Here is a 23,010-nt window from a genome sequence, read left to right on the forward strand (position 1 = left end):
AAGCAGAAGTGCGTGGAGGCAGCTGTACTTTTGCAAAGTATAAACTCAGTTTAATTTAGTTTAGGCATAGCAGCTGGCCCATATGCTGCGTACACGCTTTATAGTTAACCAAAACAGCGAGCTATGAAAGTATTATTTGTGCTAACCTCTCATGATAAACTAGGGGAAACCGGTAACAAGACCGGATTTTGGGTGGAGGAGTTTGCCGCGCCATATTACAAAATGGCAGATGCAGGCGTAGATGTTACCTTAGCCTCACCCAAAGGAGGCCAACCTCCCATTGATCCAAAAAGCGAAGCACCTGACGCGCAGACTGAAGCTACGGAACGGTACTACAAAGACTCCGGCTTGCAACAGAAACTATCCAAAACCAAAAAGCTTAGCGACGTAAAGGCTGATGACTTTGATGCAGTATTTTACCCAGGCGGTCATGGGCCGCTTTGGGACCTGGCCAACGATAAAGAGTCTATAAAGCTGATAGAAGAGTTTACAAAGCAAAACAAGCCGGTAGCCGCTGTCTGCCATGGACCTGCAGTACTGGCAAAGGCTAAAACCGAAAGCGGTGAGCCCCTTGTAAAAGGTAAAAATGTAGCTGGCTTTACAAACACAGAAGAAGAGGCTGTGCAGTTAACAAACATTGTTCCTTTTTTAGTAGAAGACAGGCTGAAGGAGCTGGGCGGAAACTACAGTAAGGCAGAGGATTGGCAGCCTTACGTGGTTACGGATGGTTTGCTTATTACAGGCCAGAACCCTGCATCATCTGAGCCAGCCGCAGAAGAGCTGCTGAAGCTGCTGCAAAAGAAGTAAATTTATATAAAGGCAAAGTCCTGATTAACAAGTATAAAAAAGCCCCTGGCAATTTATCTGCCAGGGGCTTTTTTATACTTGCTATGTTAACGTTTAGGCGATCTTTTTGGAGCGCTGCCACGGCCTGTTGCCCCTGGCTTGCCCCCTGTTTTAGGTGTCCCTTTCGCACCGCCTCTGGCGCCCTTGGCGCTACCAGCGCTTGCCGGAGCAGGTCTTGATTTCCCGATTCGCTTACCAGCGCCACTAAAATCCGATGCCCCGGATCTGGCAGGTTTCTGATAGCCTTCTCTGCTGCTTGTTCCAGCTTTTTCGCGGTTAGGGTTTGCTTTTGCGCCATGTTCTCTCGAACCAAAATCTCTTGAACCTGACTTTGCTTTTGATGGTGCTTTATCTGGCTTAGAAGAGGCCAGCTGCTTCAGACTTTCTACTTCGGTTCCTGTAAGGGTGCGCCAATGGCCTTTTTGTAGTTTTGTAAGTGTGATGTTCTGGATTCTGACGCGCTGTATAAACGTGACATTGTAACCCATCGCCTCGCAGGTTTTCTTGATGCTATGGTTCATGCCGGGCTCTAGCGTAATTCTAAAGCGGCTGGTTGCTTCTTTATTCACAACAGCTTTTTTAGGAATCCCGTTTTCAAAAGATGCACAGGCCTCGCTAAGCTTCGATATAAAATCAGAGGAAATAGGTTTGTTTACTGATACAATTAACTCTTTTTCGAGTTTGCTGTCCATTTTGGTCAGCTTTCTCACAAAATCGGAGTCATTGCTCAAAAACAGAACACCTTCATCGTCTCTGTCCAGTTTGCCTACAGGTTGCAGAGATGCCGGGTGGTTAATGGCGCGCACCACATTGTCGCGTACTTCCATATCTGCCGTAGCCGACAAGCCGGCAGGCTTATTCAGAACCAGGAAAACAGGCGCTTCTTCGCGCACATTTAGCAGCTGGTCATCTATTCTGACTTTATCTTTTGGCGTTACTTTTATACCTGCTTCCGGCTCCTTACCATTCACAGTTACTCTGCCTTCTTCAATCAGTCTGTCTGCTTCGCGGCGGGAGCAGAAGCCGGTGTCACTTATAAATTTATTTAATCGCTTTGGTTCCATGGTTTGTAGTGGCGTTGCAGCTGGTACAAGTATACTTGTTGCATCTTCTTACGCCTGTTTTAAATGATTTGGCGAAATTACAGGAAAAGGATTGGTTTAACGACCTCAAATCCGGAATATTCAGCTATACCAGGCTTGTAATCGGTTAAGCGCAGGGTTTAAAGTATAGTTACCGGCTTGCAGCGTAAGTATAAACCCTATCCTGTAACAAACATTTTTTTGAATTTATACTTTAAAGCGCCTGTACCTACTGCTGTTGTCAGCTTGCTATCTTCTTTTCCCGCCGCTACGGCCTTTGCCTCCAGCGTTTCCTTTTGGCCCGCCTTTAGATGCACCCCGTGATCCGCGGGCACTTGGGGCACCGCTTTTAGGCTTGTTGCTTTTACCGCCTGCAGCACTTTTTCCACCTGCTTTTGGTGCGCCACCTGGCCGGCCAGGCCTTGCTGCTGCTGAGGAGTTGCTGCGTGGTTTCGGTTTGTTACTTCTGGCTGGAGCCCCTGACTCTGCACGTTTTTTTGTTGCAGAGCCTTCTTCTGTTTTGGTTGAGCTAGCTACCAATCGTTCCATTTCCGCTATTTCTGTGTCGGTCATGTTGCGCCATTGGCCCAGCGGAATCTTGTTTAGCGACAGGTGCATAATACGGGTCCGTTGCAGGGTTTGTACTTCATAGCCCAAGGCTTCGGTCATGCGGCGTATCTGGCGGTTCATGCCCTGGGTAAGTATAATCCGGAATTTGTTTGGCCCTAACTGCTCTACAAAGCACTTTTTCGTATTCACGCCAAGTATAGAAACTCCGCCGCTCATTTTCGTGACAAAGTCCTGGTTGATAGGTTTATCTACCGTTACAATGTATTCCTTTTCGTGCTTGTTGCCAGCCCGCAGTATTTTATTTACAATGTCACCGTTGTTTGTAAGTATGATAAGGCCTTCGGAGTCTTTATCGAGGCGGCCAATCGGGAAAATGCGCTCAGGGTAATTTACAAAGCTGATGATGTTGTCGCGCTGAGAGCGGTCGGTTGTTGTCTCAATGCCTGCCGGCTTGTTTAGCAGCAAGTATACAGGCTCTACCGCATCTACCTGCAGCAAATTGCCATCTACCCGTATTTTATCTTTGGGTGTAACTTTAGCGCCTACATCGGGGCGTTTCCCATTTACCATTACCCGGCCTTGCTCTATCAACTTATCTGCCTCGCGGCGTGAGCAATAGCCGGCATCGCTTATGAATTTATTTAATCTGATCGGTTCCATACTTTGTGGGCGTATTCTGGCTGCCATTTACTGGCCGGCAATTTGGCCAGCTCCTTTCGCTTATATACGTGCTATACTTTCACATCAAAAGTACAGCAAAGCAGGTGATTTACCTATTGTCGGGATAGCGGAGTTGCAGCTGAACGTACGAATTTGAGTGTACTATAGTAAGAAGGCATAGGCAATGTTGCATAAATAAGTGATGCAGCAGCCCATTGGGTATACTAGCAGGAATGATCTTAACTGTTACTAATAAAGCATCCCGGCTAGCGAGCAGAGGGGATGCTTTATTAGTAAATTTTAAAATAGCAGCACTCCAACATAAAACCTTGCCTCAAAGCATCTGGAAAAGTGTGGCAGTCGGCATCACGATCACCATATCGTGGGCATAAAAATTTTTCCAGTTAGCGTCTTCTTTTACAGATGGCAGCTTTTTGGCAAGCTTTTTCATTTCGAAATGTCCGAGCAGCCTCACCGGCTGGTCCTGGTTTTGCTTAAATGCCGGCACAAGTGCCGCCGTAACAGGCGTTAGTCCATCTATTAACTTGTAACTGCCTGCCTTATCGCTGCCGAAACAGTTTTTATACCCCGAAATCAAGTACTTAAGGCTATAATTATCCGTCTCATACTCTTGCTCTAGGTAAGTTTCTGGTATGTTGTAGCTAAGGTTAACAAGTTTAACAGAATATACTTTGCCTTTAGTAGGCGCATAGTTGTGTGCCAAATACCAACCTTCCCAAGCAGCGGCATCCTCATCACCTGGGCCAGCCTGGTAAACACGCATATGGTTTGCTCCCCCGACCAAAATGCTGTTATGCTCTTTTATTAATTTCCCGAAAACCGCATCATTAGTCAGGTTTCTGATTATTTGTTCCAGCCTCGCCTCCATAAAAAGCGCCTCAAAGCTGTCTTCGCCCTGTTTTAACGATGTAGCGTAGGCATTGTATCGCACCTTAAAGTTCGACAGCACATTTTGTAAATAGCTTTTGTCGATGTAAGGTTTATCTTTTACTTTAACCATGTCTGGTGCGTTTTGCACGACAGAATCCATGTAAGATACAATGGCATCCGTAAACTGCTTTTGCTCGTTTATCATAGCAAATAACTTCTTGTCGCCGAGTTCTTTAAAAAACGGTACAATAGCTTGGTGCAACGTAAATGCAAGGTCTTGCTCCACATCAGTACAGACTACTGTTATCTTTTTGGTAGGATTGTCATAATTCCATTGCTGCAGTTTTCTCAGCAAGCCTACAGATTCCTTTGATGAAAAATGAGGACTTAGCAACTTTAGCAGCGGGTCGCAATCAGAACCGGGTTGGCAGTTTATGAAAGCATTCACAAAAGGTGTGGCAGAGTACGAGATTTCTAGTCCCAGTACAGGGAAGCTGCCCTTCTCGTTGGCGTAAAAAATAATGTCTTCCTCCATCGCCTTAATGGTACTCATCCAATGGTTTTCTCCAAGCATAAGCACTTTTTTTGTCTTGATGGCCTTATCCAGCCAGCTAAGATCATACTTGCCATTGTTGATGGATACTGTTTTGGCCTTTATACTTTTAACATCAGTTGGAATGCCTTCGTGGTTATATTCGTAGCAATTAGTTTTTGATTGTGCGTATAGTGCAGGAGCATGTAAAAGTATGGCGGCTACAAACAAAGTTAGTTTTGTAATTGGCAAGAAGTAATTTTTCATAGGTGTATAAGAAATTGTTGTATAAAGTATAGATGCGGCTTAGACCAGGATAGTTGCCTATGCTTAATGAATAATTTAAAATTTAACTAAACAAAGTCCTGTATTTAGATGATTACAGTAGCACGAAACTAATTCTATACTTTTCAGCTTATTTATTACCTACAAATTAAAAATGTATGCTTGAGTACTCGATGTTTGAAAGGCTGCCTTTCAGGAGCCAGGCAGAAGCATTAGCTAAAAACGGAACTGTGCTTGCACAACGCAAATACAATAACTGGACGGTTACGCTGTATACTTTAAACAATTCGTTTATTGAGCTGTGGTCAGGAGATAAGGTGCAAGTATACAGCACGTTTAAAAAATCAGCCAATGCAGTAGCCATACTAGAGCCTTACGTTGATGCTGTTGACGTAAAGGAATTACTGGATCTTTAAGAAGCACACACCAAATAAAGCCGCTCTGGCAGTTTTAACTAACAGTATGGCTTTCTTCTCAGAGCCTATACTTCTGTGTATACTATCACAACTCCTGAAATCGAACAAAAGTGTACACTTTTGAACAGGTAATCTATCCTTGGATGTAGTGGTTTAGGTTTTAAGTAGCTGATAATCAATTTATTCGTGTAGTGGCATACATGTTGGCTATTATAGGTTTGTAAAGTATAAAATAAACCTATGAAAAAGTTATCACGCATCTCTGCACCATTCACACATTACATCACGGCTTTATTGCTGCTATGGCTATTGTTCTGCTTTACCAGCTACAAAGCCAAAGCACAAACTTTTTCCGATAAACTGGATGAGTACCTGAACGCACACCTGCAGCAAGGGGTATTTAGTGGTACCGTTGTAGTTGTCGAAAAGGGCAGTATCGTTTACAGCAAAGGCTTCGGCATGGCTGATTATGAGGCGGGAACCGAAAATGGCGCTGAAACAAAATTCAGGTTCGGCTCCGTTGGCAAAGCCTTTACCGCTACGCTTGTGCTGCAACTGCAGGAACAGGGCAAGCTTAACGTGCAGGACAAGGTGAGTAAATACCTGCCCGACTTTCCGAATGGAGATAAAATTACGCTCCACCACCTGCTTACCCATACTTCGGGACTTGCCAACTATACTGATACCTGGAAAGAGGTAAACAAACAACCCACCACAGGAGAAGCAATCATTACACACTTTAAAGACAAACCCATGCTTTTTGAGTCTGGGGCAAAGTTTAGTTACTGTAATTCAGGGTATGTGCTGCTGGGCCTCATCACCGAAAAAGTGACTGGCAAAACGTATGAGCAACTGCTGACTAAACACATCTTCAAACCCCTGAAAATGAAAACTGCCGGCCTGGAAGGCGGCGGAAAGCCGGTGCCTGGTTTGGCGATAGGGTATAACTATAGCGGCACTACACGTAAACAGAGTAACCCGATAGACATGAGTTGGTGCTGGTCGGCAGGTGGAGTGTACGGTACAGCAGAGGATCTTGTAAAGTTTGCTCAAGGGCTGGAAGGCAACATGCTGCTAAGCGATGCTTCCAAGAAAATGATGTATACGCCGGAGAAAAGAGACTACGGCTATGGCTGTGTAATAGACTCTGTTTTTAAGCAGCAGCGCATCGGTTACAGCGGAGCCATCAATGGTTTTAAGGCCAGTTTGATACGTCTGCCGGGTAAAGAAATTACGATAGCGGTGCTAAGCAACTATGAATCGCAGCAGGTAAATGGCCCCATTGCCAAAGATGTTACGGCTATCGTGTTAGGCGAAAAGTATGAAGTGCCTGTAGTGCGACACATGGTACAACTGGCTCCAAGTAAGTTGCAGGCATATGTTGGCGAATACCAGGTAGCGCCGAAGATGATTTTTAAGATTATACTGGAAGAAGGGCAGCTTTACGCCGAAGCGGCAGGCCAGGACCGGTTCGAGATTTTTCCGGAGGCAGAAGACAAGTTTTTTATTAAGGTAGCGCCTGCCCTGATAGCTTTTGAGAAAGATGCTACAGGCAAGATTGCTAAAATGGTGATGCACCACGGCGGCAAGGCTATGCCGGCAACAAGAATCAACTAACATAAGTGGTATAAATAAAAAGCGGGAGAAGATAATCTACATCTTCTCCCGCTTTTTATTTATACTAAAACTTAATTACAAAGCTATACTTGTTTTAGATCATAGGACTTCTGCCTGAACGAAATGGCATAGCCAATCAATCCTCCCACAAGTGCGGGAACAAGCCACCCCATACCCAAGCCGAATAATGGCAGGTAATCAGCAAGAAAACTGTTGATTTTTAATTCGAAGCCTGCCGCATTTATTCCGTCAAAAATGCTTACGATACCGGTAAAAAGTACAGCCCATGTATAAACGCTTGTTCTCTTTTTAAGAAGTGAGCCAAATAACGTAAGGGCGATAAGCACAATTATAATAGGGTAGACCGCTACAAGTACAGGCACAGAAAATGAGATGATCTGCGTGAGCCCTACATTTGAGATAACAGCGCTGACAATCGTTAAAAGTAAAACGTAGGTGTTGTAGGAAATAGAAGGGCGAAGCTTGTTAAAATAGCTCGCACAAGAAACAACCAGGCCGATGCTTGTCGTTAAACAGGCAAACGTTATGGCTATGCCCAGGATCACATTACCCCATAAGCCAAAATGCTCGTGAGATACGTTCGTGATGATTAGCCCCCCGTTTTCCAGGTGACCTATCTTTTCTACGCTGGTTGCACCGGTATAAGCAAGCCCGATGTATACCAAGGCTAATCCTGCTGCGGCTATCAGCCCTGCCGTCGTGCATACTTTAGCAATCTGCTTTGTGCTTTCTATACCCTTGGCCCGAATAGCATTGATCACGATAAGGCCAAAAACAAACGACCCGATAGTGTCCATGGTAAGGTAGCCTTCCTGAAAGCCCCTAAAAAATGGCGTGCTTTCATAAGAGGGCAGCGGTACCTGAACATTTCCTAATGGATTAGCGACACTTTTGGCCAGAAGTGCAAATAAAATGATGAGCAATACAGGCGTTAGTATCTTGCCGATCCGGTCTACAACTTTGCCAGGGTTTAAAGCCAGCACGTAAGTTATGGCAAAGAATACAGCAGAGTATAAAATCATACCCCAACCAGAGTTTCTTAATCCTTCTGATAAAAACGGGGCGATGCCGATTTCAAATGAAACGGTTCCGGTTCTGGGCACGGCAAACAAGGGGCCGATGGTCAGGTAAATGATTACAGGGAAAATCAGTCCGAATAGAGGATGAACCTTGGCTGATATCGACTGAACATCTTCATTTTTAGATATACCTATCGCAATCACGCCTAAGAGTGGGAGCCCCACACCAGTTATGAGAAAGCCAAGTATAGCGGGTAGTAAATTGTCGCCGGCTGCCTGCCCCAACGAAAGCGGAAAAATAAGATTACCGGCTCCAAAAAAGACGGCAAATAGCATCAAACCAATGAAAAATGTTTCCCTGAAGGATAGGTTTCCTGTTCCCACAATATTTAATCCTGTAATGAAAAATGTAATTAACTTAAATGCAATTAACTACGCCTAAAGCCGGGAAACAAGTTAAACGTGTTGTTTAATAAGATAATGGTGGGCGGGGTGGTACTATAAATAATTGTTGGATAGCTTCATACTTATCACACCAACAGGTTTTAAATAAAACAAACGCCGCCAAAATTATATGGCGGCGCTTGTTTTTATACTTTATCCGAGAGCACTAGTTACACCCCAGCACCTCACCACTACCAATGGGGGCACCAGGGGGCAGATCTAACGCGCGGCTTGGCTTCAGGTCTTCGGTTATAGGGCGGTTTAACCGATTTAATGCGAAAGCCAGGTGCGCCTGGTAAACGCTGCTGCCGGCTTTTTGCTTACGAGACGCAAGTTCTCTTATTTGCTGCAAACCGGCGGTGGCAATAGCGCGCGCCTGGTAAGATGCGTTTTCGTTGTGGGCCAGCGCCAGCAGGTGTGTTAATACCAGCTGTTCTGTCTGCATCTGCACATGTTCCTGAAGCCCTTGCTCGCGTCGGCTTTTCCAGGTTTTATCAATCAGCTGCGCAGTTACATCCTGCAAGCCTATACTGTTGTGGCGGGCACTCAGCTCAATTAAACGCGAGGCACGCTCCGGGTGCAACAGGAACGAAAGCGTAAAATCAGCAGAGGCTTCGGCAACTGCCAGAGGGTCGAAGGTGAGGCCGGTGCGCTTTGTGAAGAGCTCACGGTTATTACCCAGGCCCGGTGCACGAGGCGGTATTAATTTTATAATATCTTCGGGCAGCGTCAGCACATCCGGAGAGAGCGTCTTGAGCAAAGCATCCAGCGCCTCCTGCTGCGCACGTTTGCCCACTGGCGCTGTGATGACCTGGTTGTCGCCACGGGTGGCGTAAGTATAATTCAAACCGCCAATCAGTTTGGCAGTAGCTTCGGTCTGGTAGCGGTGGTAATTGTAAATCGGCACCAGCACATCTTCAAGTGTACTTAATGCTTGCCCTGGTTTAATGTTTTGCTCCGAGAAGTTCTTCAGCGCTTTCTCCCGCACCTGCAGTACCTTTTCCAGTTCTTCGGCTGCATTTGAGCCATTATCCCAAAGGTGGGCCAGCGGGTGCGCGCCTCCGGGTGCTCGGGCATCTCTGTCTGTTATAAACAGCAAACCCTCCTTAGTGCCTTGCTGTAAAATCTGGTTCAGCGCCTGCTGTTCATTGCTGCCCTCCGGAAAGTGCTGGTAGCCGTAGGCAACTGCCATTTTATCCCAGGCGCCTATGCCGGTTTCATAAGCCTTGCTCAAATCAATGTTTCCGGCGCGGTCCAGTTTAGCCATGGGGTGCGGGTAGTCCATTACCGAGGCATTGTTGTTGGTGCTGGCAGCGTAGTTGTGTTGTATGCCCAAAGTATGCCCTACCTCGTGCGCCGATAATTGCCGGATGCGTGCCAGGGCCATATCCATCATGTCCTTGTTCGGGTTTTTGCCATCCTTGTAAGGAGCCAGCAGCCCTTCCGCGATCATATAATCCTGGCGTACGCGAAGAGAGCCAAGCGATACATGCCCTTTGATGATCTCGCCGGTGCGAGGGTCTGTTACTGATGCGCCGTAAGACCAGCCGCGTGTGCTGCGGTGCACCCATTGGATCATGTTATAGCGCACATCCATTGGGTCGGCGGTGTCTGGCAGTACCTCCACCTGGAAGGCATCTTTATAACCTGCAGCTTCAAAAGCCTGGTTCCACCAGCGTGCACCTTCTACTAAAGCAGATCTTATCGGTTCGGGTGCGCCATTATCCACGTAGTATACAATTGGTTTTACAGCCTCAGACACTTTCGCTTCCGGGTTCTTTTTCTGCAGGCGGTGGCGGGCAATAAAACGTTTGTCTATGTTCTCGTCTACAGGAGAGGAGTAATCAAAGTATGAAATGCCGAAGTAACCGGCACGTGGATCGAGCTTACGGGGCTGGTAGTTATTGTCTGGCAGCTGTATAAAGGAGTGGTGCTGGCGCAGCGTCAGGGCGTTTATATCCGGGGCCACTTCGCGTACATAGCGCCCTGCGTCTTCGCCGCCTACAAAAGTGAGCGTGGCTTCGAATTCGGTGTTCTGCGGAAAGTTTTTGGTGCGCGGTAAGTATAAAGCAGAGCGGCTTGCCTCTAACTTGTAACTACCCTGGCGGCTGCGTTTTATACTTCCGGTTACATCATGTGCATCGCGCAGCAGAAAATCGGTAGCGTCTACAAGTATTTTATTTCCATCGGCAGCCTCGGCTTTAAAGCCCCAAAGTATGGATTGTGCAAAAGACTCTTCCACGGCACGGCGTTCGTTTGGGTTGTCAGAACTGGCGCGGTAGGCGAGGTTTGGTTGCACAAGCATCACTTTTGGCCCTTGCCTGTTAAAGTATACCACTTTAGTATCGCCAAGCTGCCCTCTGTCCAGGCCGATGTCATTGGAGCCGAGGCCAGCCGGCAACGAGTTCACGTACAAAAACTCCTGGTCAAGCTTATCTATTTCCAGCCATATTTTACCGCTTGCCTCATCGTAGTAGAAAGTAAAGTAGCCGGGGTATCGTTTCATGCCTTCGGTTTTGGAGGCGATGGTTAGTAACTTTTGCCCCATGGCCTTACCTGCCACCAGCAAGGGCAGCAGCAGTAAAAGCCACAAAATTTTTGTAAAAGGCGATTTCATATAAAATGGAAAGGTTAGTTTGGGTTGATGGTGTAAGATAAGTAAATATAGGGATTTATGCATTTAGGAGTCTATCCGAATAAAAGCACACATAAACTTAACGAATGAGAAATCGCTGGTATTAGCCTCACAGCATTAGCCCTAACCTGCAGGAGCACTACACTAGCCAGACCAAAATTCAAAGTATAATAACACATAAGCGGCAAACTTCCCGTATAACAAAAACCTTAAACAACAACATAGATACCATGAAAAACGCGATTTCAGTATTAGGCCTTGGTTTACTTTTAGTAGCCTGCGGTGGCGAAAAATCTGAGTATGAAAAATATTATGAAAGCGATTACCAGCCTGATACCACCCGGCAAAGAGTAACCGGGCCTGTGGCGCAAACTAAAACAGGGGCCGATGCAACGGGTGGTGCCGCCGAAGCCGGAGAGGCCAATGAATTTGCGAAAGGGGCAAAACTTGTTGCGTTGTCCGACTGCCTTGCTTGCCATCGGGAAGACGAAAAATTAGTAGGCCCATCGTATGTGGATGTGGCAAACAAGTATGAGGCAAACGACAAGAACATTGATTACCTGGCCGGTAAAATAATTGAAGGCGGCTCGGGTGTTTGGGGCCAGATACCCATGACGCCGCACCCGAATATAAGTAAAGAAGATGCCAGAGAAATGGCACGCTATGTTATGTCTTTAAAAAAATAACAAGTGCCCACACCTGAAGATAAAAGCTTGCCGCAGGACGAGCTTGTAGAAGCTACCTTAGTGTTTGATGCAAAAGCTATACTTGGGGAGGGAGCCTTATGGCACCCGGCTGAGCAATGCCTCTATTGGGTGGATATTGAAGGCAAAAAGCTGCACTTCTACAAACCCCAGACAAGTGAAAACAGTTCGCTGGATGTTGGTGCGCGGATAGGAACGGTAGTGCCTGTTTCGGGAGGAGGTGCTCTGGTGGGTTTGCAGACCGGAATCCACCACATAGATACCAAAACAGGTGCCTTAACCTTTATCACAAATCCCATACTAGCCTCGGACGTTCGCTTCAATGATGGCAAATGCGACCCTGCAGGACGTTTCTGGATTGGAACCATGGCCCTGGATACACGTGCAGGTGCGGCTAAACTTTATAGGTTAGATAAAGACAAGCAGGTAAAAGAAATGCTGGATAACCTCACAATCGCTAACGGTATTGTATGGTCGCTGGATAAAAAAACGATGTACTTTACCGATACCCGCACGCAGCAGGTAGAGGCTTTTGATTACGAAGTCGAAACCGGGGAAATCAGCAACAGAAGCGTTATCATCAGTATACCAAAAGAAGAAGGATCGCCGGACGGAATGACCCTGGATGCGGATGGTAACCTCTGGGTTGCTCTGCATGGCGGCGGTGCTGTGGCAAAGTATGACCCTGCTACTGGCAAGCAACTGCAAAAAGTAAAAGTGCCAACAAAACAAACAACTTCGTGTGCCTTTGGCGGCGAAGATCTGGGCACTTTGTATATTACTACAGCCCGCGAAGGGTTATCTGAAGATGAACTGAAGGATTGTCCGGAAAGCGGAGGCTTGTTCGCTGCCCGACCCGGGGCGCATGGCGTGCCAGCCGGGTTCTATGCAGGAATTGTATAGAGACCGCACTTCCATCAACTTAAGAAGACTATTAATTTATACTTTTACACACGAACTAAACTATGATACAAACGAAAGGATATGCTGCCTACGATGCAACTTCGGATCTGAGGCCATTTAGTTTTGAGCGCCGTGAGGTAGGCCCAAACGATGTTAAGATTGAAATACTGTTCTGCGGAATCTGCCACTCCGATCTGCACCATGTAAAAGGAGAGTGGGGCGAAATCATTTATCCGTCAGTACCTGGCCACGAGATAGTGGGGCGCATTACAAGCGTAGGCGCTAACGTCAAAAAATTCAGGGAGGGCGACCTGGCAGGTGTGGGCTGCTTTGTAGATTCCTGCCGCCATTGCCCTAGCTGCCAGGATGGGCTGGAGCAGTATTGCGAAAACGGCTTTGTGGCAACTTACGGTGGCCAGGGTAAAGATGGCATCACCCCAACGCAAGGCGGTTACTCCAGCAATATTGTTGTTGATGAGCAGTATGTGCTGCGCGTACCGAACAACATGGACCTGGCTCGTGTAGCACCTTTGCTTTGTGCCGGTATTACCACCTACTCACCAATCAGAGAATGGAAAATAGGAAAAGGACACAAAGTAGGTATTGTTGGCTTAGGCGGCCTGGGGCATATGGCTGTAAAAATTGCAGCATCTAAAGGGGCCGATGTTACCATGCTCAGCAGGTCTCCGGAAAAAGCCAAGGATGCCGAGGAACTTGGTGCCCACAACTTTGCCAATACCCGCGATGCAGATCAACTAAAGAAACTGGCCAACACTTTCGATTTTATCATCAACACCGTATCGGCACCACACGACTATAACCAGTTTTTGTCGATGCTGAAGCGCGATGGTACCATGATTCTGCTGGGAGCACCACCGGCACCGGCAGAGATTATGGCTGGCAACTTATTGTTCAAGCGCCGCCGCCTGGTAGGTTCCCTAATCGGCGGTATAGCCGAAACACAGGAAATGCTGGATTACTGTGCCACGCATAATATTTTATCAGATGTGGAAGTTATACCAATAGATTACATAAACGAGGCCTATGAGCGTATGCTGAAGGGCGATGTGAAGTATAGGTTTGTAATAGACATGTCGAGTCTGAAGTAAAGTATAAATGGCCTCTGCTTTGGTAGCAGAGGCCATTTATTTATAAGGCTACCGCGCGCAAATCAAGCTTTCCGCAGAACTAGCGTTGTCATACTTCTTTCCTGCTCCACCAGCACTGTTTTTAAAGGCTCCAGCTTCTCAGCCTGCCACTCCAAGATCAGTTCCTGCAATAAATCCTCACCGGCCAAAAACCAGACAGGGCCATGGGGCATCTGGTATTTTCTGTGCCCGGCTTGCTGTAGCTTGCCTTCCATGCCTATCGTAGTGCTAAGGCGGCAAAAAAGCATTCCTCCGGGTTTTAAAACGCGCCACAACTCCTGGGTCATACGTTTAAAATGAGCTTCATCTCTTGCAAAATGGAGTACTGCGCTGCAAAGCACTACATCAAAGGCAGCATCGGCAAACGGCAGCTTTTCCAGGTCAGCGACAACAAAGTTTTTGGCGGATAGGGTAAGGGCTAACGCAGCAGCCATGCGTTTTACATCTTCTATCGCTTTTTCAGAAGTATCGGCACCGTATACTTTTACGCCTGCCTGCATCAGATACTGTATGTTTCTGCCGCCGCCGCAGCCAGCATCTAGCAGTTTCATTCCTTTTGCAATTCTGCCCTTCAGCAGTTGGTCAAAAAGGTAGATGTCTATATTGGCAAAGTGCGCCGCAAGAGATGTAAGGGGTATATGGAACATGGTTTTATGGGGTAAGGTACAAGGTTAACCAGAAGTTCAGAAAACGAATTTAAGTATACTTTTCCTGCCATTTTCTATATTTTTGTTGCATATTGAGTCTTTTCCAAAGTATAAATACACAACTATGAATACATCTGCTGCAACAGCAACCATACAACGCTCCGGCCTTTCGGTAAGCGAGTTCATCCAAAAATACGCAAACCATCCAACTTATATTCCCCCAACCGGCCCGGTACTGAACGCTAAGAACTGGCAATCGGAGGCAGCCCTGCGCATGTTCCTGAACAACCTGACTGATGAAGTTGCCGAAGACCCAAGCCGCCTGGTAGTATACGGTGGTATTGGGCAGGCCGCCCGCACAGTAGCCGATGCCCAGAAGATTATTGAGGTGCTGCTTAACCTGGAATACGACGAGAGTTTGCTGGTGCAGTCGGGTAAGCCGGTTGGTAAAGTAAGAACACATGCCGAAGCCCCGCGCGTACTGATTGCCAACTCGAACCTGGTGCCGCATTGGGCCACCTGGGAGCATTTTAACGAACTGCGAGAGCGTGGCCTGATGATGTATGGGCAGATGACGGCAGGCAGCTGGATCTACATCGGTACGCAAGGCATACTACAAGGCACTTACGAAACCTTTGCTGCCTGCGGCAGAATACATTTCAACGGAGACCTGCGCCATAAACTGCTTGTAACCGGCGGACTTGGCGGTATGGGTGGTGCGCAGCCTTTGGCAGCTACTATCGCAGGCGCAACTTTTCTGGGGGTAGATGTTGATCCGGAGCGTATTAAAAAGCGCCTGGAAACCCGCTACATCGATAAAATGACCTACGACTACGAAGAAGCAAAGCGGTGGGCATTAGAGGCTAAAGAAAAAGGAGAGGCAGTATCGATTGGCTTGGTTGGCGATATTGGCGATGTGCTGGAAAAACTTATCAAGGACGACATTACCCCGGAAATATTAACTGACCAGACTTCGGCGCACGACCCTATCAATGGTTATGTGCCAAATGGCCTGACCCTCGAAGAAGCAAAAGCACTACGCGAAAGCGATCCGCAGGAGTATAAAGCACGTTCCCTTAAAAGTATGGCCCGCCATGTTAGGTTTATGCTGGAGCTGCAGCGCCGTGGCAGCCGCACCTTCGACTATGGCAACAACCTGCGGGAGTTCGCGCAGCAGGGCGGTGAGAAAAATGCTTTCAATATCCCTGGTTTTGTGCCAGAGTACATGAGGCCGCTTTTCTGTGAGGGCAAAGGCCCGTTCCGTTGGGCAGCTTTATCCGGCGACCCCGAAGACATCAAAGTAACTGATGCGGCCCTAAAAGAACTTTTCCCGGAGAATGAGCACATGATCAAGTGGCTGGATGAGGCGGAGGAGAAAGTTGCATTTCAGGGATTGCCGTGCCGTATTTGCTGGCTGGGTATGGGCGAGCGCGAAAAAGCCGGGCTCATGTTTAACCAACTGGTGCGTGATGGCAAAGTGAAAGCTCCAATCGTGATTGGCCGCGACCACCTGGATTGTGGCTCAGTTGCATCGCCGTACCGCGAAACCGAAGGCATGCTGGATGGCTCGGACGCTGTTTCAGACTGGCCATTGCTCAACCTGATGTCAAACACAGCGGGTGGCGCAACCTGGGTATCGTTCCACCACGGCGGTGGTGTGGGCATTGGTTATTCGCAGCATGCCGGTATGGTTATACTTGCCGATGGTACCGAGCGTGCTGACCGTTGCCTGAGCCGCGTGCTGCACAACGACCCTGCCATGGGAATCTTCCGCCACGCAGATGCTGGCTATGAGACAGCCCAGGAAAACGCAGCGAAGTTTGACTTAAAAATTTAAGGTAATCCTGCGCCGCGTTTAACATCTCCACATAATTTAATTACTAGAACCAGCATCAGTACCAAAACAACGACATAAAACCATGGAAGCATCAGTAGCAACGCATACTTTATACGGCCCATTTTCGCAGATATTAACCATGGCCGACTTACCAGATGCCGGCCCCATTGCCGACGAAGCGTTGCAGGTGCTGGAGAATGCTGGTGTTTTAGTTAGCGGCGGTAAAATAATCAGGGTAGATGACTACATTCGCTTATCGCAGGAGGCGGAGCAGTATGATTATGCGGTAGAACCGTTTGAGGAGCCGATGGTGCTGCTGCCCGGTTTGATCGATGCCCATACGCATATTTGCTTTGCCGGCTCAAGGGCAAACGATTACGCGATGCGCGTTGCCGGAAAATCATACTTGGAAATTGCCCGCAGCGGTGGCGGTATACTTGACAGCGTCCGAAAAACTCGCGAAGCAACAGTAATAGAGTTGGTTGAGTTACTGAAGCAGCGCTGCGACCGCCACTTGCGGGAAGGGGTAACAACCTGCGAGGTAAAAAGTGGGTATGGCCTGAGTGTGGATGATGAGCTGAAAATGCTGGAGGCAATACAATTAGTAAATAAACATCACCCTTTGGAGTTGGTTCCTACCTGCCTGGCAGCCCACATGCGTCCACCGGAGTTCACCGACTCCAAAGCTTACCTGCGAACCGTTTTAGATGAGTTGCTGCCAGCCATTAAAGAAAAGAACCTGGCAAGCCGAGTAGATATTTTTATTGAGGATACCGCTTTTACCGAAAAGGAATCAGTTGAATATTTACTGGAGGCAAAGAAAGCAGGGTTTGACCTGACAGTACACGCCGACCAGTTTAGCACAGGTGGCAGTAGAGTGGCAGCCGAAGTAGGTGCCCTTAGTGCCGACCATTTAGAAGCCAGCAGCGACGCTGAGATTGATTTATTGCGCAACGCAGGTGTGGTTGCTACTGTATTGCCCGGTGCGTCCTTAGGGTTAGGCATGCACTATGCATCTGCCCGAAAAATGCTTGACGGTGGCCTTTGCCTGGCTATTGCCACCGACTGGAACCCTGGATCTGCCCCGATGGGGGACCTACTGATGCAGGCTGCCTTGCTCGGTGCAGCCGAAAAACTGACGACAGCCGAAACATTAGCTGCTATAACCACACGTGCTGCCCGTGCGCTTAACCTCCCGGACAAAGGGCAACTGGCCAAAGGTTTTGCAGCCGACATGATCGCTTTTCCGACAGCAGATTACAAAGAAATTCTGTACTTCCAGGGTAAGTTAAAGCCGCATAAAGTATGGAAGAATGGCCAGGAAGTATAAATCTTAAACTAACCTGATTAACCTTGTATAAACCATCCACAAAAAGTGCCTGGTCAGGCCGAACAGATGCAGCAGACGGTGCGCTGGGTTTACGCTGGCACCAGGCTATACAGTTTTTAAACCTTACAGAGGGCATACCTGCTGTAGCAGCCAAACATACAGCATTTGCCTTTTTAGGTTTTTGCTGCGACGAAGGCGTAAGCCGGAACATGGGCAGAGTAGGGGCCGCGGCCGGGCCTGCGGCATTGCGGAGTGCCATGGCCTCTTTTGCCTATCACCTGCCGGAGCATGTGCAGCTTTTTGATGCCGGCGATGTGCTGTGCACAAACCAGAACCTGGAAGAGGCGCAGGAGCAGTTAGGCAGAAAAGTGGCCATACTTCTTAAGCAAGGATACAAGCCTTTGGTTTTGGGAGGCGGCCACGAGATAGCCTATGGGCATTACCTGGGTTTAGAGCAGGCTGTTGCCGGCAGAAAGTTAGGTATCCTTAACCTGGATGCTCATTTTGATTTACGAAACTATGCGCAGCAGCCTAGTTCTGGCTCTCCGTTTTTACAGATTGCAGACAGAGCAGCGGCACACGGAGACGAGTTTAAGTATAAAGTCATCGGCTTGCAGGAGTATGGCAATACGCCTATACTTTTCGAGGCTGCAGATAAGTTAGGTGTGGCGTATACTTTTGCAAGCGAAGTGCAATTGCACCAGTTGGCACAGCTTATAAGCGAGCTTAACCACTTTTTAAGTACAACAGACAAGGTGTATCTTACTGTGGATATGGACGTGTTTGCCGCTGCGTATGCGCCCGGTGTTAGTGCTGTAAATGCCTTAGGGTTACAACCCGAAATAGTGTTAGCGCTACTTAAAGCGATTGTGCAGAGCGGTAAACTTTTAAGTATCGATATAGCAGAGTTAAACCCCACTTACGACATAGACAACAGAACAGCCAAGCTAGCTGCGGCCATACTTTACCAGGTAATAAGTAACTGGAGTAAAGCATAAAGTCAAAAGTGACTTTTGTTGAGCCGTTATACTTCTAAAAAAGTCCGCCTCTTGGGTATACCTGAGAGGCGGACTTTTAAATTTATTTACTTACTTTAAATTTGGTCCAGTAGGTGGTGTCGCTTGTTTTAACTTCAACCAGGTAAGTATCGGAGGGTAATTTGCCTACGTTATAGCGCCAGGCTTTCTTGTTGTCTGTAATACTAACAGGCTTTTTAAATACGGTTCTGCCTGCGGTGTTCTTCACCTCTAGTGTGGCGTCCTCGTCCAGTTCCTGCGAAAAGTCGAGTAGAAAGGTGCCCTTTTGCGCTGGCTGCAGATGAATGCCCGAAAGGGTTTCTTTCCGGTTTTCAGTTGGGTTCTCTGATACGAGAATATGTTCTTGTGCCGGGGCCGGTATCTTCGTGTTTTGCGCTTGCGATGTAAAACCCAGGGCAACCAGTGGCAAGCCAAGCATCAGCGCTGAAGCATACTTTTTCATCATCTTCATTCTCCTTTCTAATTAAAGTATAAGTATAGCATCTGCCTATGCATATTTCAGGCCAGATTCTGAGTTGCCTCCAGTTTGTTTTCGAGTGTATTGTGGCACCACATCTGTTGCGCCTGCAGATGGGCCCCACCCAGCCAGGCAGGGGCTGGCACGTGTACGGCTAAACCCTGCAGCACCTGTTGCCCTTTCTCGGTTAGATTTAGGGGCTCCTGCGGGCTTACCAGCGCAGGTTGCAGGTGCTGCAGTATACGTTCTAATTGTCCATCGCCAAAACCCCACGAAGGCTGCTGCTCAGAAAACTGCTGCACCAGCTCATGTAAAGTATGGGCACCTTCCTCAATAATCTTGAGCAACAATGTTTCTGGTTGACTTAAGCCCGTTTTGCAGTTTGGGAAGCGCAGCAAGTGCAGGTAAATTGCTTCTTTCAGGTTAGGCAGTAAAATTTCATTTTGCCGTACAAACAACTGCAACTGCAGCGGATCTGGCCCTGCATATAGTTGCCAGATCCTTTCTGCCTCTCGTAAATGCGCCGGAGTTATTACTAATCTTTTCTCAAATATAGCATGAAGTTCTTTTGGTCCTGAATACCCTATGTTCTTGTTTCCTGCCGGAGTGCATACAGAGATAGTAGCCGGCTTTACTTTAGACAGCTTCTGCAGGAGGTAGAGCAGGTTTAGCTGGCACATCAAATCTGCATCAAACCAAAGTATAACCTCAAAAAAAGATTGGGCATTGTTCAGCTTTTCAAGTTCTGTCAGCACTTTCTGCTGGTATGCTTCCGGTTTTTCGTGGTAGGCGGCTGTTATGTATTCCTGCCGCTTTTGCCAGAATGCCTGCTCAGGTAAACTGCCGATAACAGGACCCTCGGATAAGACTTCGCGCCAGATAAGCACCTGCCCCGGAAAGTTAGCTGCTTCAAAGGCATCAAGAGAGGCATCGCCGTTGATCAGGTGTAGTGTAGGCAGTTTTTTCATAGTATGGTGGTCTTAAGCAGGAAAGGCAGCCGTCACGTGTGGTGCAGCTGCCTTTCCTTATAGTTCTCTATTTATTTAACGCGCAGCCTAGCGGTTTAGTCTGTAAGCCACTACGCGGTTATCGTTAAAAGTAGGTACCAACAGCAAGCCTGTACGGTCTGAGTAGGTAATGTCTGCGGCGTTTATTTTTTTGTCTTTTGTGTCTAGCAGTAGCCAGCTTCGGCCTTCGTTGTTCACAAAGTATACTTCTCCGTGCCAACTCGAAATCAGGAAACCGTCATCTACCTTGGCTATTCCGTCTCCGGCTTTTATACCTTCGTTCCAGCTTGTCCATCGCTTTGTTTCAAGGTCCAGAAAACGCACTTCGCCGTTAAAAGCTACCACCATGCGGGTGCCGTCCACAAAAATGCCATTTGGCCTTTCAGCAGGCATTTTCTCCAGCCAGGTAGTTACGCGGCCGTTGCGCAGCATGTAAATTCGCTTCTGCTCCGAGTCGGTTACATATACATTGCCCGCTTCATCTACAGCCACATCGTTCAGGAACTTTGCATCATCGGCTTTGTAACGCCCCAAAATTGCTCCCGACTGTGTTGCAATGGCAATAATCTCATCCACATCCGACACATACAGCACGTTGTTATGCAGCGCCATTCCTTTGGGGTCGTTAAGGCCGGTTACCCAATAAAGCTCCTCAATTTTTCCATCGTTGGATAACCTGGAGATAAACCCGTCGCCATCTTTTTTTAATCCGGCTGTACCGTTAATGTTACTTACATAAATGGTATTGCGCACCGGGTCGTGCAGCGCCGCTTCAGGGGTGCGCAGGGTGTTGTCGGTGGCCCATGCCTCTTGCAGCTGCACAGGTGCTTTTGACGAAAATAAACCGCCGCTGCAGCTGCCAAGGCCTATTGCTATAAATCCGTAAAATACACTTGTAAGTAAAAATCGCATAGTTGTTTCTGTTGATTTATACGTTGTACGGGTGTATGCGCTGGCTGTTATCAAGCGTTGTTTAGTCGGTGAACAAGCCCAGTTTCTGGAGGGTGCGCTGCCGTGACAGCTTTCCGGTCGCCGTCATTGTAAAAGCCGGGCTGTAGTACAGTTCTTTTGGCAGTTCGAATTTACGAAGCTTGCTGCGGAGCCTCTCCATGAGTATCTCTTCGTTTTCAGGAGTAAAAGTGTCTCCTTCTAGTACCAGCACTACCTTTTCGCCTAACAGTTCGTCGGGTTGCGGCGCGATAAAAAAGCGGGGCGAGTCGGTGAGGTCAGCAAACGCCTCGGCGATGGCCAGCTCTACTTTCTCTACCTGCACTTTTACACCTCCCGAGTTAATCACGTTATCCACCCGCCCGATCCATTTAAAGCGATCATGGGTAAGCAGTTCAACAATGTCGTTTGTAACAAGTAGTTCGTTGTTCGTGATGTCACCTTTTATAGTCAGGCAGCCGCGTTTGTCCAGGCCTATGTCAATGTTATGTAGTACCTGGTAATATTCGGCAGCTTCGGGGCCGTTAAGGCGGCGCAGCGCAATATGCGAAGCCGTTTCGGTCATGCCGTAGGTATGGTAAACAGGGGCTTTTATTTGTTGCAGCTCGCGTTGCAGGGTTGGGCTAACGGGGGCACCGCCAACCAAGATGCCTTTCATGTTATTTAACTGCGGGAGCGCTTCAGGTGTTTCCTGTAAGATAGTTTGTAGCTGCATCGGCACAAAAGAGGCAAAGGCAATTTGCTCTTCGCGGCCAACAAGACTTATAGGGTTGCCAATAGGCTCCACGATCACCATTTGCAGTTCAGCCATAAAGCCACGTGCCAGCATCATCATGCCGGCTATGTACTCGGTATTCAGACAAACTAATGTTGTATCGCTTTTCTGCAGGTTAAGCAGGCTGATAGTGCGGCGGGCACTTGCCTCTAGCTGGGCGCGTGTTAGCACAATGGTTTTAGGAGTGCCCGTAGATCCTGAAGTTTGAATCGGAAACTCCTGGATACCATTTAGCCAGCTACGGCAAAATTCAAGGGTTTTACTCTCATACCCGTTCAGGGGAATGCTGTTCCGGAAAGAATAATTGGCTATTTCGTCGTAGTAGAACTTTTTGCCGTTCAGCAGCAGGAAATCTTCATTCATGTGTACACCAGAAAGTATAGCTTAGGCTTAAGCAATGGTAAACTCCAGTTAAATTAGAATATTACGTTCTGGTGCAAAAATCGGTGAGAAGATGCTGTAAAACAAACAATGCCGCGTTTAGAATAAATATTTTAACCTGTCGTGGTGCGGTAGCAGCAGGAAAAAGCTAAAACACCGGTTGGTTCAGAAGTGAAGGTGCATACTTTTCCTGTGAACTTTCTGCCGCTTTTATACTTTTAAATTGGCTATGTGCTAGTATAGCCAATCCTTTTTAGATTTTTTAATGCGATGATCAACTGAGAACTTGCCTGATCCAAAGATAAAGAATACTATCAGCAGGATGAGTACAAGTATGGACGACCAAAGCTCGGTGTTCTCGGAATAAAACCCACGATCAGGGTTGATAAAGAATACTGCACCCAGCAGGATTGGCAACTGGAAAAGTATAGCTACGCGCGTTATCATACCGATGGCAATCAGAAAGCCGCCCACTAAATGCGCAAAACCAACATAATGCGCCAGCCCAATAGATACCCACGGAAACTCGCTTTTTCGAAGCATCGCAAACAATGCCTCCGAGTCGCCTAAAAACATAATGCCTTTCACCATCAGAAATATACCAAGGCCAACCCTCAGAAAATCTACCCAAATAGGGTGGTGCGTATCTGCCCAATGCTCAACGCGGTGCATGTCGTGTGTTAAGTTCATGGCTATAATTTGTTTGGTTACACAACTGATTTACATTATGTTAAACGATTTTATGAATAATTAGGACATCTTTTTAAAGAATAGTCTTGGCGCGGTAATTAACAGCTTATGTAGCTTCAGGCTTTTCT

Annotated in this window: 20 protein-coding genes; 9 read left to right on the forward strand and 11 right to left on the reverse strand. The window is 47.5% G+C overall.

Annotation, left to right across the window (positions count from 1 at the left end; all coding sequences use genetic code 11):
- The first annotated feature begins 123 nt into the window (after window positions 1-123).
- Entirely contained in the window at window positions 124-807 is a 684-nt protein-coding gene (locus Q1A23_RS06560; protein ID WP_299821248.1) for a type 1 glutamine amidotransferase domain-containing protein, read from the forward strand.
- 86 nt (window positions 808-893) lie between these two features.
- On the opposite strand, the gene Q1A23_RS06565 is transcribed toward Q1A23_RS06560, so the two are convergent.
- The 3 genes from Q1A23_RS06565 to Q1A23_RS06575 form a co-directional block, all read right to left on the reverse strand.
- Entirely contained in the window at window positions 894-1,910 is a 1,017-nt protein-coding gene (locus Q1A23_RS06565) for a pseudouridine synthase (protein ID WP_299821251.1), read from the reverse strand.
- A 267-nt stretch (window positions 1,911-2,177) separates the two neighbouring features.
- Window positions 2,178-3,158 (reverse strand): 23S rRNA pseudouridine(2604) synthase RluF, encoded by a 981-nt coding sequence (gene rluF / locus Q1A23_RS06570; protein WP_299821254.1) that lies wholly within the window; start codon window positions 3,156-3,158, stop codon window positions 2,178-2,180.
- Between the two features lie 334 nt (window positions 3,159-3,492).
- Window positions 3,493-4,848 (reverse strand): hypothetical protein, encoded by a 1,356-nt coding sequence (locus Q1A23_RS06575; protein WP_299821257.1) that lies wholly within the window; start codon window positions 4,846-4,848, stop codon window positions 3,493-3,495.
- 176 nt (window positions 4,849-5,024) lie between these two features.
- Here Q1A23_RS06575 and Q1A23_RS06580 point away from each other — a divergent pair, with 176 nt between their 5' ends.
- Window positions 5,025-5,282: a hypothetical protein gene (locus tag Q1A23_RS06580; RefSeq protein WP_299821259.1), complete on the forward strand. Its 258-nt coding sequence runs from the start codon at window positions 5,025-5,027 to the stop codon at window positions 5,280-5,282.
- Between the two features lie 240 nt (window positions 5,283-5,522).
- Window positions 5,523-6,899, forward strand: a complete 1,377-nt coding sequence (locus tag Q1A23_RS06585) for a serine hydrolase (RefSeq protein ID WP_299821261.1) — start codon at window positions 5,523-5,525, stop codon at window positions 6,897-6,899.
- A gap of 83 nt (window positions 6,900-6,982) precedes the next feature.
- Here the strand turns inward: Q1A23_RS06585 and brnQ are convergent, their stop codons facing one another.
- Together brnQ and Q1A23_RS06595 are read right to left on the reverse strand one after the other, a co-directional pair.
- Window positions 6,983-8,323: a branched-chain amino acid transport system II carrier protein gene (gene brnQ / locus Q1A23_RS06590; protein ID WP_299821263.1), complete on the reverse strand. Its 1,341-nt coding sequence runs from the start codon at window positions 8,321-8,323 to the stop codon at window positions 6,983-6,985.
- A 226-nt stretch (window positions 8,324-8,549) separates the two neighbouring features.
- The gene (locus tag Q1A23_RS06595; protein WP_299821265.1) at window positions 8,550-11,000 is read right to left on the reverse strand and encodes a zinc-dependent metalloprotease; all 2,451 of its coding nucleotides are present in this window, start codon (window positions 10,998-11,000) and stop codon (window positions 8,550-8,552) included.
- A 248-nt stretch (window positions 11,001-11,248) separates the two neighbouring features.
- Here Q1A23_RS06595 and Q1A23_RS06600 point away from each other — a divergent pair, with 248 nt between their 5' ends.
- From Q1A23_RS06600 to Q1A23_RS06610, 3 genes are all read left to right on the forward strand, one after another.
- The gene (locus Q1A23_RS06600; RefSeq protein ID WP_299821267.1) at window positions 11,249-11,704 is read left to right on the forward strand and encodes a c-type cytochrome; all 456 of its coding nucleotides are present in this window, start codon (window positions 11,249-11,251) and stop codon (window positions 11,702-11,704) included.
- 3 nt (window positions 11,705-11,707) lie between these two features.
- Entirely contained in the window at window positions 11,708-12,625 is a 918-nt protein-coding gene (locus Q1A23_RS06605) for an SMP-30/gluconolactonase/LRE family protein (protein WP_299821269.1), read from the forward strand.
- 62 nt (window positions 12,626-12,687) lie between these two features.
- On the forward strand, window positions 12,688-13,734 hold the full coding sequence (locus tag Q1A23_RS06610; RefSeq protein ID WP_299821271.1) for an NAD(P)-dependent alcohol dehydrogenase: 1,047 nt from the start codon (window positions 12,688-12,690) through the stop codon (window positions 13,732-13,734).
- A gap of 62 nt (window positions 13,735-13,796) precedes the next feature.
- Here the strand turns inward: Q1A23_RS06610 and Q1A23_RS06615 are convergent, their stop codons facing one another.
- Window positions 13,797-14,420 (reverse strand): class I SAM-dependent methyltransferase, encoded by a 624-nt coding sequence (locus Q1A23_RS06615; RefSeq protein ID WP_299821273.1) that lies wholly within the window; start codon window positions 14,418-14,420, stop codon window positions 13,797-13,799.
- Window positions 14,421-14,544: 124 nt separating this feature from the next.
- Between Q1A23_RS06615 and hutU the strand changes: the two genes are divergently transcribed.
- The 3 genes from hutU to hutG all read left to right on the forward strand — a co-directional run bounded on the left by hutU (window position 14,545) and on the right by hutG (window position 18,585).
- Complete coding sequence (hutU, locus tag Q1A23_RS06620; RefSeq protein WP_299821275.1) at window positions 14,545-16,257, forward strand: urocanate hydratase; 1,713 nt, start codon at window positions 14,545-14,547, stop codon at window positions 16,255-16,257.
- A gap of 82 nt (window positions 16,258-16,339) precedes the next feature.
- Entirely contained in the window at window positions 16,340-17,587 is a 1,248-nt protein-coding gene (gene hutI / locus Q1A23_RS06625) for an imidazolonepropionase (RefSeq protein WP_299821277.1), read from the forward strand.
- A 23-nt stretch (window positions 17,588-17,610) separates the two neighbouring features.
- Complete coding sequence (hutG, locus tag Q1A23_RS06630) at window positions 17,611-18,585, forward strand: formimidoylglutamase (protein WP_299821279.1); 975 nt, start codon at window positions 17,611-17,613, stop codon at window positions 18,583-18,585.
- A gap of 82 nt (window positions 18,586-18,667) precedes the next feature.
- Here the strand turns inward: hutG and Q1A23_RS06635 are convergent, their stop codons facing one another.
- From Q1A23_RS06635 to Q1A23_RS06655, 5 genes are all read right to left on the reverse strand, one after another.
- The gene (locus Q1A23_RS06635; RefSeq protein WP_299821281.1) at window positions 18,668-19,075 is read right to left on the reverse strand and encodes a hypothetical protein; all 408 of its coding nucleotides are present in this window, start codon (window positions 19,073-19,075) and stop codon (window positions 18,668-18,670) included.
- 47 nt (window positions 19,076-19,122) lie between these two features.
- Window positions 19,123-20,049 carry a DUF1835 domain-containing protein gene (locus Q1A23_RS06640; RefSeq protein WP_299821283.1) on the reverse strand — a complete coding sequence of 309 codons (927 nt, stop codon included), beginning with the start codon at window positions 20,047-20,049 and terminating at the stop codon, window positions 19,123-19,125.
- An 87-nt stretch (window positions 20,050-20,136) separates the two neighbouring features.
- Complete coding sequence (locus Q1A23_RS06645; protein WP_299821285.1) at window positions 20,137-21,000, reverse strand: gluconolaconase; 864 nt, start codon at window positions 20,998-21,000, stop codon at window positions 20,137-20,139.
- Window positions 21,001-21,061: 61 nt separating this feature from the next.
- The gene (locus tag Q1A23_RS06650) at window positions 21,062-22,174 is read right to left on the reverse strand and encodes an AMP-binding protein (RefSeq protein ID WP_299821287.1); all 1,113 of its coding nucleotides are present in this window, start codon (window positions 22,172-22,174) and stop codon (window positions 21,062-21,064) included.
- A gap of 252 nt (window positions 22,175-22,426) precedes the next feature.
- On the reverse strand, window positions 22,427-22,882 hold the full coding sequence (locus Q1A23_RS06655; protein WP_299821289.1) for a DoxX family protein: 456 nt from the start codon (window positions 22,880-22,882) through the stop codon (window positions 22,427-22,429).
- Window positions 22,883-23,010 lie beyond the last annotated feature (128 nt).

The sequence above is a fragment of the uncultured Pontibacter sp. genome (assembly GCF_947492645.1).
GTDB lineage: Bacteria > Bacteroidota > Bacteroidia > Cytophagales > Hymenobacteraceae > Pontibacter.

Coding starts and splice junctions, on each gene's coding strand:
- Q1A23_RS06565 (WP_299821251.1), bottom strand. CDS start 1,910: ATGGAACCAAAGCGATTAAATAAATTTATAAGTGACACCGGCTTCTGC.
- Q1A23_RS06580 (WP_299821259.1), top strand. CDS start 5,025: ATGCTTGAGTACTCGATGTTTGAAAGGCTGCCTTTCAGGAGCCAGGCA.
- Q1A23_RS06645 (WP_299821285.1), bottom strand. CDS start 21,000: ATGCGATTTTTACTTACAAGTGTATTTTACGGATTTATAGCAATAGGC.
- Q1A23_RS06560 (WP_299821248.1), top strand. CDS start 124: ATGAAAGTATTATTTGTGCTAACCTCTCATGATAAACTAGGGGAAACC.
- Q1A23_RS06640 (WP_299821283.1), bottom strand. CDS start 20,049: ATGAAAAAACTGCCTACACTACACCTGATCAACGGCGATGCCTCTCTT.
- Q1A23_RS06575 (WP_299821257.1), bottom strand. CDS start 4,848: ATGAAAAATTACTTCTTGCCAATTACAAAACTAACTTTGTTTGTAGCC.
- Q1A23_RS06615 (WP_299821273.1), bottom strand. CDS start 14,420: ATGTTCCATATACCCCTTACATCTCTTGCGGCGCACTTTGCCAATATA.
- Q1A23_RS06655 (WP_299821289.1), bottom strand. CDS start 22,882: ATGAACTTAACACACGACATGCACCGCGTTGAGCATTGGGCAGATACG.
- Q1A23_RS06600 (WP_299821267.1), top strand. CDS start 11,249: ATGAAAAACGCGATTTCAGTATTAGGCCTTGGTTTACTTTTAGTAGCC.
- Q1A23_RS06610 (WP_299821271.1), top strand. CDS start 12,688: ATGATACAAACGAAAGGATATGCTGCCTACGATGCAACTTCGGATCTG.
- hutI (WP_299821277.1), top strand. CDS start 16,340: ATGGAAGCATCAGTAGCAACGCATACTTTATACGGCCCATTTTCGCAG.
- hutU (WP_299821275.1), top strand. CDS start 14,545: ATGAATACATCTGCTGCAACAGCAACCATACAACGCTCCGGCCTTTCG.
- rluF (WP_299821254.1), bottom strand. CDS start 3,158: ATGGAACCGATCAGATTAAATAAATTCATAAGCGATGCCGGCTATTGC.
- Q1A23_RS06635 (WP_299821281.1), bottom strand. CDS start 19,075: ATGAAGATGATGAAAAAGTATGCTTCAGCGCTGATGCTTGGCTTGCCA.
- Q1A23_RS06650 (WP_299821287.1), bottom strand. CDS start 22,174: ATGAATGAAGATTTCCTGCTGCTGAACGGCAAAAAGTTCTACTACGAC.
- Q1A23_RS06595 (WP_299821265.1), bottom strand. CDS start 11,000: ATGAAATCGCCTTTTACAAAAATTTTGTGGCTTTTACTGCTGCTGCCC.
- Q1A23_RS06585 (WP_299821261.1), top strand. CDS start 5,523: ATGAAAAAGTTATCACGCATCTCTGCACCATTCACACATTACATCACG.